We start from the raw sequence: 9035 nt of genomic DNA, 5'->3' as shown, positions 1-9035 counted from the left end.
TAGCCCACGGCCTGGAGCATGAAGCCGAAGGCCATGCCGATGGCCAGATAGCCCATCAGCACCGGCACCGTCACCGGGAAGGCGGCGGACAGGGCTTTGCGGTCCATAGTTTGCACTTCCTTTGCGCTGCGTTTGATTGTTTATTGTACACACTTTAGTACAGAAAAGCAAGAGGGGGGTCCCAATTTCCCTTTTCCGCCGGAATTGGGCGGGTGAAAGGGCAAAGCAGTTGTTTTTTTCCACCATTCCAGTATATAATATGAGTTACTGTACATTGCGCCCCGGCGGCGTACCGCGGGTTTGCCGGGTCTTGTCTGATAGGAGCGATCGGAATGAAAAAGCTGCTGTTTATCTACAACCTCCACGCGGGCAAGGGTACCCTGCGGGGACGGCTGGCCCCCATCCTGGACGCGCTGACCGCGGAGTGGGATGTGACCGTCCATCCCACCCGGGGGGTGGGGGACGCCACGACGGTGGCCCGGGACCGGGCGGGGGAGTTTGACCGCATCGTATGCTCCGGGGGGGACGGTACCCTTCATGAGGTGGTATCCGGCCTGATGGAGCTGCCGCCCCAGGGGCGGCCCACAGTGGGCTATATCCCCGCCGGGTCCACCAACGACTTTGCCAAAAATCTGGAGCTGCCCCGCACCCTGGAGGAGCTGGCCCAGGTGGCTGCCGCCGGGGTACCCCGGCCGGTGGACGTGGGGAAATTCAACGACCAGGACTTCCTCTATGTGGCCGCCTTCGGGGCCTTTACCGACTTGTCCTACTCCACCTCGCAGCAGGCCAAGAACCTGTTCGGCCATCTGGCCTACCTCATGGGTACCGTCACCCGGCTGGGGGCCATTCAGCCCTACTCCGTCACCCTGGAACACGACGGTAAGGTGGAAATGGACCAGTTCTGTCTGGGGCTGGTGTCCAACACCCACTCCATCGCCGGCATCCAGGCCAATCCGGGCCTGCCCATCGCCCTGGACGACGGGCTGTTTGAAGTGATGCTGGTGCGTCAGCCCCAGAACATCCTCCAGCTCCAGGGTATCCTGAAAGCCCTGACCAATGTGGAGAGCGATGAACATGGGCTGGTCACCTGCTTCCGTACTAACCACCTCAGACTCATCTGCGACCAGGATCTGGCCTGGACCCTGGACGGGGAGTACGGCGGGGATCACCGGGTGGTGGAGATCTCCAACTGCCACCAGGCGGTGACCATCGTATACGGGGCGTAACGGGTGACCCTATGATTTTATTTTGGAATAAAAGGACTTGTACCTAATATGACGACTTACGACGCTGGAACCTTTGATATTGCCGTCATCGGCGCGGGCCACGCGGGCATTGAGGCCGCCCTGGCCGCCGCCCGGCTGGGCTTAAAGACTCTGTGCTTTACCGTCAATCTGGACGCGGTGGGCAATATGCCCTGCAACCCGGCCATCGGCGGCACCGGCAAGGGCCACCTGGTGCGGGAGCTGGACGCCCTGGGAGGGGAGATGGCCAGGGCCGCCGACCAGGCCTGCATCCAGTACCGGCTTTTAAACCGGGGCAAAGGCCCGGCGGTGTGGTCCCTCCGGGCCCAGGCCGACCGCCGCCGGTACCAGGAGGTCATGAAGCACACCCTGGAACAGCAGGACAACCTGTGGGTCAAGCAGGCGGAGGTCACTGACATTCTGACGGAACACGGCCAGGTATCCGGCGTACGCACGGTGTACGGCGCAGAATACAAGGTTCGGGCGGTGGTGGTGGCCTCTGGCACCTTCCTGGGGGGCCGCACCATCATCGGCGAAGTGACCAGGGATTCCGGCCCCGACGGTCTGGCCGCCGCCCTGCCTCTCACCGACAGCCTGAAAGGGCTGGGGCTTAGCCTCCGCCGGTTCAAGACGGGCACACCCCCCCGCATCCACGCCCGCAGCGTGGATTTCTCCAAGCTGGAGGTCCAGCCGGGGGACGGGCAGGTACTGCCCTTCTCCTTTGAGACCAAAATTTCCCCGGAAAACAGGGCCGTCTGCTGGCTGACCTACACCAACCAGCAAACCCACGATATTATCCGGGCCAATCTGGATCGCTCCCCCCTCTACGACGGCACCATCGAGGGGGTAGGCCCCCGGTACTGCCCCTCCATTGAGACCAAGATCGTCCGCTTCCCCGACAAGGAGCGGCATCAGCTTTTCCTGGAACCGATGGGGCTGAACACCGAGGAACTCTATCTCCAGGGCTTCTCCTCCTCCCTGCCCGAGGACGTGCAGATCCAGATGCTCCACACCATTCCCGGCCTGGAGCGGGCCGAGATGACCCGCCCCGCCTACGCCATCGAGTACGACTGCGTGGACCCCACCCAGCTGCTGCCCACCCTGGAACACAAAAAGGTGGGGGGCCTCTACGGCGCGGGCCAGTTCAACGGCTCCTCCGGCTATGAGGAGGCCGCCGTCCAGGGCTTTGTGGCGGGAGTGAACGCCGCCCTGAAGATTTTGGGCCGGGAGCCCCTGATCCTCCGGCGGGACCAGGGATACATCGGGGTCCTCATCGACGATCTGGTGACCAAAGGCACGGACGAGCCCTACCGGATGATGACCTCCCGCACCGAGTACCGGCTGCTCCACCGGCAGGACAACGCCGACCAGCGGCTGTGTCCCATCGGCCACGCCATCGGGCTGGTCAGCGATGAACGAATGGCTGCGGTGGAGGAGAAATACGCCGCCGTGGATCGTGAGATCAAACGGCTCACCCACACCGGCACGGCGGAGGGCCGGCTGGTGGACCTGCTGCGCCGGCCGGAAAACACCTATGAAAGCCTGGCCAACCTTGACCCGGGCCGCCCGGAGTTGTCCACAGAAGTGACTGAGGCGGTGGAGATTGCGGTAAAATACCAGGGGTACATCGACCGGCAGCTGCGGCAGGTGGCCGAGCAGCGGAAAATGGAGGACAGGCCCCTGCCCCCCGATCTGGACTACCTGTCCCTGGAGGGCCTGCGGCTGGAGGCCCGGCAGAAGCTGGACCAGATCCGGCCTCTCAACCTGGGCCAGGCCAGCCGCATTTCCGGCGTCAGCCCGGCGGATATCGCGGTGCTGATGGTGGCCCTGGAGAAATAAGGAGTTTATATGGAAAAAATCGTTCTGGGCCTGTCCGGCGGGGTGGATTCCGCTGTGGCGGCCAGTCTGCTGAAAGAGCAGGGCTTTGCCGTCACCGGTCTTTACCTGGACATCGGCCTGGGGGGCACCGGGGCGGCTGACGCCGCCGCGGTAGCTCAGCGTCTGTCCATCCCCTTTGAGGTGGCCGATATCCGCTCTGACCTGGAGGAACTGGTGTGCGCCCCCTTTGCCGCCGCTTATCAGGCCGGCCGCACCCCCCTGCCCTGCGCCCTGTGCAATCCCACGGTGAAATTCCCCGCCCTGTTCCGGCTGGCCGACAAAATCGGGGCCCGCTATGTTTCCACCGGACACTACGCCAATGTGGAAAACGGGGTGCTGAAAAAGGGCCGTCCCGCCAACGATCAGTCCTATATGCTGGCCCGATTGACCAGAGAACAATTACAGCGCGTTATTTTCCCCCTGGGAAATTACGAAAAGACAGAGGTACGGCAGCTGGCCCGCAGCTTCGGCATCCCTGTGGCGGACAAGCCGGACTCCATGGAGATCTGCTTCATCCCCCACGGGGATTATGCCGCCTGGCTGGATGAGCGGGGTTTTTCCACACCAGAGGGCAATTTTGTGGACAAAGAGGGCAAGGTGCTGGGCCGCCACAAGGGGGTCCACCACTATACCCTGGGCCAGGGGAGAGGGCTGGGTGTCTCCGGCCCCCACCGGTATTTTGTCACCGCCCTGCGGCCCGCTACCCGCGAGGTGGTGCTGTCCGACGGCTCCGACCTGGGCAAGTCCACCGTTTTCTGCTCCTCCCCCAACTGGATCGGAGTGGAGGGGCTGACGGAACCTCTGGAGGTCACCGTCCGCCTGCGCCACTCCCGCACCCAGGGGGAGGGCGTGGTTTATCCCCACGAAAACGGGGTGCGCATCGAGATGAAGGCCCCCGCTCGCGCCCCCACCCCGGGGCAGCTGGCGGTGTTCTATCTGGGGGACATTGTGGCCGGCTCCGCCTGGATCGAGGGGGCCGTCTGATGATACTCCACAAAGGAGGGACATCCTGTGGAAAAAACCCCGCTGTATGACGCCCTGACTTCTTTTGCCGCCCAAAACCCCCTGCGGATGCACATGCCCGGCCACAAGGGCAAACCCCTGCCGGGGCTGGACCACCTGGCCGCCATCGACTTCACCGAGCTGCCCCCCACCGGCAACCTCTTTGAGGGGGGCGGAGCCATTGGAGAGGCGGAACGCCTGTGGGCGGAGGTATTCCACATGGACAGCTGCCTCTTCCTCACCGGCGGTTCCACCCAGGGGATGCTGACCGCCCTCACTCTGGCCTGTCAGCCGGGGGACAGGGTGCTGCTGGACCGGGGGAGCCACCGCTCGGCCTACAACGCTCTGGCCCTGCTGGATCTGAAGCCGGTGTACCTGGACCGGCCCTGGCTGGCCCGGGCGGGGGTGGCCGGGCCGGTTTCCCCGGAGCGGGTGGAGGAGCTGCTGGATCTCCACCCGGAAATCAAGACGCTTTGTATTACTTCCCCTAATTATTACGGTGTGTTGTCTGATTTGCCCGCTCTGGCGGCACTCATGCACCGCCGTGGGGGGATTCTGGTGGTGGACGGAGCCCACGGGGCTCACCTGCCCTTTTTGGGGAACTACGGGCTGTCCGCCGCCGATCTGCTGGTGGCCTCCGCCCACAAGACTCTGCCGGCGCCGGGGCAGAGCGCCCTGCTTTTGACCAACGGCGCCTTCTCCCACGCCGATCTGCGGCGGGCGGGGAGCGTCTACGGCTCCTCCAGCCCTTCCTACGCCATGATGGCGGCACTGGACCTGTGCCGGGCCCATATGCTGGAGGGAGGGGCGGAGGCCTACCGCCGGACGGTGGAGGAAGTGGCCCGGCTGCGGCAACTTTTCCCCTCCCTCACGGAGCAGGACGCTCTCCTGGATCCCGCCCGGCTGGTGGTATGTTCCCCCGACGGCTACGCCGCCCAGGAGGCTCTGGAAGGGCGCAACGTGTGGCCTGAGATGGCCGACGGAGGCCATGTGGTGTTCATCCCCACCTGCGCCGACGGCCCTGAGGACTTTGTAAGGCTGGAGGAGGCCCTGTCAAAGGTGGCCCTGGGGCCTTGCCCCGGCTATCCGCCGCCGCCCCCGCCGCCCGAGGGGGTACTCACCCCCCGGCAGGCCCTGTTTGCCCCCCGGCGCACCCTGCCGCTGGCGGAGGCGGAGGGGCTGGTGGCCGCCTGTCAGGTGGCCCCTTATCCGCCGGGGATCCCCGTGGTGGCCCCGGGGGAGCGGCTGGACAAAAAAAGTATCGCATATTTGAAACAAATAGGTTATAATACACTGGAAGAAGTTTCTGTGGCCGCCTGTGTGTGACGGCCTTTTCAACCAGGAGGGAGATACCATGAAGCTGGTTCTTGCCATCATCAATCACGACGACGCCAACACCGTCACCCAGGCCCTGACTAAAAAGGGCTTTTCCTCCACCAAGCTGGCCACCACCGGCGGCTTTCTCATGGCGGGCAACGTGACCATCCTCATCGGCGTGGATGAGGAGAAGGTGCAGAACGTCATTGACATCATCAAGGAACACTCCCACTCCCGCAAGCAGATGATCCCCACCACCACCGAGATGAGCTACGGCTACTACCCCAGTATGCCCGTTGAAGTGGTAGTGGGCGGCGCCACCATCTTCGTGGTGGACATCGAGCGGTTCGAGCGGGTGTAAGATGGACCTGTCCCGGCTGGTGGGGAATTCCCCCCTGAAGCGGCAGCTCTCCCTGGAGACCGCCCGGCGGGGCCTGTCCCACGCCTACATCATCAGCGGGCCGGCGGGGTCGGGGAAGCGCACCCTGGCCGGGCTGCTCTCCGCCGCCCTGGTGTGTACCGGCGGGGGAAAGGTTCCCTGTTTTGCCTGCCCCGGCTGCAAAAAGGCCCTGGCCGGCATCCACCCCGACGTGATCTGGGCCGGCGGGGAAGGGGACGAGCTGAACGTGGCCCGCATCCGGGCCCTGCGCAGCGACGCCTACATCAAACCCAACGAGGCCCCCCGGAAGGTATACATCTTCCAGGGCGCCCAGGATATGAACCCATCCAGCCAGAATGCCCTGCTGAAACTGCTGGAGGAGGGGCCGGCCTACGCCGCCTTCCTGCTGCTCACCGACAACGCCGCCGCCCTGCTACCCACGGTGCGTTCCCGGTGCGAGGTGCTGACCCTCTCCCCGGTGACGATACAGGAGGCGGAGGGATTTCTGGCCGCCCGGTACCCGGACCGCTCCCCGGCGGAGGTATCCAATGCCGCCGCCCGGTGCGAGGGCATTCTGGGCCGGGCGGTGGACCAGCTGGAGGGCAAGGCCGCCGACCAGAAGGCTCTGGAGGGTGCGGCAGCCCTGCTGGAGTGCTTTTGCAGCCGGGACGAGCTGGCCATGATGGACTTCTGCGCCCGGATGGACGCGGAGAAGTGGGACCGGGACGCGGTAGCCGCCCTGCTGGACGAATTTTTGCTGCTGGTGCGGGACTGCCTGATGCAGGCCGCCGGCGTTCTCCATGAGAGCGATCCCCGGCGGCAGGCGCTGGCGGAGCGGGGGGCCAAGGCCCTGTCCACAAAGGCTCTCACCGGGGCCGCCGCCCTGACCGAGCAGCTGCGTACCGCCTGCGGCTTCTATGTGGGCCCCGGTCATCTTGCCGGCTGGCTGGGGGCGGGACTGGCGGAGCTGTGCCGGTAAATCCGGCCCCAACATTTCCAATTTGGAGGTAACCATGACCGAGATCATCGGCGTCCGCTTCAAAAGCGGAGGCAAGCAATACTATTTCGATCCCCAGGGCCAGCAGGTCGCGCCCGGCCAGGGGGTCATCATCGAGACCTCCCGGGGCCTGGAGTACGGCGAGTGCGTCCAGGGCAACACCATGGTGGAGGACGAAGCGGTGGTGCAGCCCCTGCGTCCTATGGTGCGTATCGCCACCGACAAGGACCTGGAGACGGTGGAGAAGAACCACGAGAAGGAGAAGAAGGCCTTTGCCATCTGCCAGGAGAAGATCGCCGCCCACGCTCTGGATATGAAGTTGGTGGAGGTGGAGTACAACTTTGAGGGCAACAAGATCCTCTTCTTCTTTACCAGTGAGGGCCGGGTGGATTTCCGTGCCCTGGTGAAGGATCTGGCCGGGGTGTTCCACGCCCGCATCGAGCTGCGGCAGATCGGCGTCCGGGACGAGGCCAAAATGCTGGGCGGCCTGGGTATCTGCGGCCGGCCTCTGTGCTGCGCCTCCTTTTTGGACGAGTTCCAGCCGGTGTCCATCAAGATGGCCAAGACCCAGAACCTGTCCCTCAACCCCACCAAGATCTCCGGCACCTGCGGCCGGCTCATGTGCTGCCTGAAGTACGAGCAGGACGCCTATGAGGACGCGGTGCGGCGGATGCCCAAAAACGAGTCCTTTGTGGAGACCCCCGAGGGGGCGGGCAACGTGTGCCAGGTGGATCTGCTGAAGGAGACGGTGAAGGTACGCCTGGACAGCCAGCCGGAGAATCCCAAGTGCTTCCACAACTGCGAGCTGCGGGTGATTCGCAACGGCAAGGGCAAGCGGCCGGAGGACTATGTGGAACCCTCTTCGCAGGAGCTTGCCAAGCTGCGGAAGGTGACCCCGGTGGAGGAACCCCGCACCCTGACGGGCAATGTAAACGCCGCCCTGGCTGGCCTGGGGGTGACGGAGGAGGAGAGCGCCCCCGCCCAGGAACCCCGCCGGGGCCGCAGCCGCCGCCGGAGGGGCGGCGGGGAGCAGCAGCCCCAGGCCGGCAGGGAGGAGAGCAAGGTCGCTCCCGCCAAGGCTCCAAAAGGGGAGGGCAAGCCCAGGGCGGAAGGAAAGCCCAAACCGGCGGGGAGCAAGCCCGCCGGGGACAAGCCTGCCGCCGAGGCCCAGCAGGGAACCGGGGAGAAGAAAAAACCCCGCCGCCGGTATCATCGCCGTCCCCGTGGGGACAAGCCCCAGAATCCCAATCCCCAATAAAACAGGACGGGCGGCCCGGTCGGGTCGCCCGTTTTTCGGAGGTTTTCTATATGACCGAACTGGAAAAGATGATCGCCGGCCAGCTGTATAACGCCGAGGTGCCGGAATTGCGGGCCATGCGCACCCGTGCGGCTCAGCTGTGCCACCGGCTGGAGGGGCTGGACCCGTCTGAGGAGGAGGCCCGGCTGGCCCTGCTGAAGGAACTGCTGGGCAAGACGGGGGAGCATCTCACCATCAACCACGGCTTCAAGTGCGACTACGGCACCAACATCACGGTGGGGGAGCATTTTTACGCCAATTACAACCTGGTGGTGCTGGACTGCGCCCCGGTGGTCTTTGGGGATAACGTGTTTATTGCCCCCAACTGCGCCTTCTACACCGCCGGCCATCCGGTGGACTGGCCCACCCGCAACAGCGGCCTGGAGTTTGCCAAACCCATCACCGTGGGGGACAACGTATGGATCGGCGGCAATGTGACGGTGCTGCCCGGTGTCACCATCGGCAGCGGGGCGGTCATCGGCGCGGGCAGCGTGGTCACCCACGATATTCCCCCCAACGTGGTGGCGGTGGGCAACCCGTGCAGGCCCGTCCGGGACATCGTATAGCAAAAAAATTCCCTGAGCAATTTGCTCAGGGAATTTTTTGTTACCGGTGTTCGCCTCGGCTGTAGGCCACTACGGTCCGACGGTTGGGCTCGGTGCCGATGGAATAGGTGGTCACGTCGGGGGTCTCCTGGAGGGCGGTGTGGATCACATGGCGCTCATAGGCGTTCATGGGCTCCAGGGTCACGTTGCGGCGGTACTTGACCACCTTGCCCGCCACCTTGTGGGCCAGACGGATGAGGGACTCCTCCCGCTTGGCCCGGTAGCCCTCGGCATCCACATGGATGCGGACACGCTTGGACTGGCCGTGGTTGACGGCGTAGCCGGTGAGCTGCTGGATGGCGTCCAGGGTCTCGCC

9 protein-coding genes and 1 pseudogene are annotated in these 9035 nt (G+C 64.7%); 8 read left to right on the top strand and 2 right to left on the bottom strand.

The window, feature by feature from the left end; genetic code table 11:
* A pseudogene (locus Q0K43_RS08770) lies at positions 1-107 on the bottom strand (branched-chain amino acid ABC transporter permease); the annotation flags it as partial.
* Positions 108-332: 225 nt separating this feature from the next.
* Here Q0K43_RS08770 and Q0K43_RS08765 point away from each other — a divergent pair.
* From Q0K43_RS08765 to Q0K43_RS08730, 8 genes are read left to right on the top strand one after another with little or no spacing between them, the layout of a single operon-like run.
* The gene (locus tag Q0K43_RS08765) at positions 333-1226 is read left to right on the top strand and encodes a diacylglycerol/lipid kinase family protein (RefSeq protein WP_297290173.1); all 894 of its coding nucleotides are present in this window, start codon (positions 333-335) and stop codon (positions 1224-1226) included.
* A gap of 48 nt (positions 1227-1274) precedes the next feature.
* The gene (mnmG, locus tag Q0K43_RS08760) at positions 1275-3083 is read left to right on the top strand and encodes a tRNA uridine-5-carboxymethylaminomethyl(34) synthesis enzyme MnmG (protein ID WP_297290172.1); all 1809 of its coding nucleotides are present in this window, start codon (positions 1275-1277) and stop codon (positions 3081-3083) included.
* Between the two features lie 9 nt (positions 3084-3092).
* Positions 3093-4106 carry a tRNA 2-thiouridine(34) synthase MnmA gene (gene mnmA / locus Q0K43_RS08755; RefSeq protein WP_297290171.1) on the top strand — a complete coding sequence of 338 codons (1014 nt, stop codon included), beginning with the start codon at positions 3093-3095 and terminating at the stop codon, positions 4104-4106.
* 27 nt (positions 4107-4133) lie between these two features.
* Positions 4134-5450: an aminotransferase class I/II-fold pyridoxal phosphate-dependent enzyme gene (locus Q0K43_RS08750; RefSeq protein WP_297290170.1), complete on the top strand. Its 1317-nt coding sequence runs from the start codon at positions 4134-4136 to the stop codon at positions 5448-5450.
* A gap of 28 nt (positions 5451-5478) precedes the next feature.
* On the top strand, positions 5479-5802 hold the full coding sequence (locus Q0K43_RS08745) for a cyclic-di-AMP receptor (protein WP_087187235.1): 324 nt from the start codon (positions 5479-5481) through the stop codon (positions 5800-5802).
* A 1-nt stretch (position 5803) separates the two neighbouring features.
* A complete protein-coding gene (locus Q0K43_RS08740) occupies positions 5804-6799 on the top strand; it encodes an ATP-binding protein (RefSeq protein WP_297290169.1) in 996 nt (331 codons plus the stop codon).
* 34 nt (positions 6800-6833) lie between these two features.
* A complete protein-coding gene (locus Q0K43_RS08735) occupies positions 6834-8075 on the top strand; it encodes a PSP1 domain-containing protein (RefSeq protein ID WP_366086234.1) in 1242 nt (413 codons plus the stop codon).
* A gap of 50 nt (positions 8076-8125) precedes the next feature.
* The gene (locus Q0K43_RS08730; RefSeq protein WP_297290168.1) at positions 8126-8680 is read left to right on the top strand and encodes a sugar O-acetyltransferase; all 555 of its coding nucleotides are present in this window, start codon (positions 8126-8128) and stop codon (positions 8678-8680) included.
* Between the two features lie 40 nt (positions 8681-8720).
* On the opposite strand, the gene Q0K43_RS08725 is transcribed toward Q0K43_RS08730, so the two are convergent.
* A partial coding sequence (locus Q0K43_RS08725; RefSeq protein WP_297290167.1) for a R3H domain-containing nucleic acid-binding protein occupies positions 8721-9035 on the bottom strand: 315 nt, incomplete at its 5' end.

The organism is uncultured Flavonifractor sp. (assembly GCF_944383115.1).
In the GTDB taxonomy this organism is placed as follows: Bacteria; Bacillota; Clostridia; order Oscillospirales; family Oscillospiraceae; genus Flavonifractor.
Note: the sequence above shows the minus strand (reverse complement) of the source record. Positions and strands in the feature narration are given on the sequence as shown.

What these genes read in the sequence shown, in the direction of transcription:
- Q0K43_RS08735 (WP_366086234.1), top strand. Translation starts at nt 6,834, where the DNA reads ATGACCGAGATCATCGGCGTCCGCTTCAAAAGCGGAGGCAAGCAATAC.
- Q0K43_RS08730 (WP_297290168.1), top strand. Translation starts at nt 8,126, where the DNA reads ATGACCGAACTGGAAAAGATGATCGCCGGCCAGCTGTATAACGCCGAG.
- mnmG (WP_297290172.1), top strand. Translation starts at nt 1,275, where the DNA reads ATGACGACTTACGACGCTGGAACCTTTGATATTGCCGTCATCGGCGCG.
- Q0K43_RS08745 (WP_087187235.1), top strand. Translation starts at nt 5,479, where the DNA reads ATGAAGCTGGTTCTTGCCATCATCAATCACGACGACGCCAACACCGTC.
- Q0K43_RS08740 (WP_297290169.1), top strand. Translation starts at nt 5,804, where the DNA reads ATGGACCTGTCCCGGCTGGTGGGGAATTCCCCCCTGAAGCGGCAGCTC.
- mnmA (WP_297290171.1), top strand. Translation starts at nt 3,093, where the DNA reads ATGGAAAAAATCGTTCTGGGCCTGTCCGGCGGGGTGGATTCCGCTGTG.
- Q0K43_RS08765 (WP_297290173.1), top strand. Translation starts at nt 333, where the DNA reads ATGAAAAAGCTGCTGTTTATCTACAACCTCCACGCGGGCAAGGGTACC.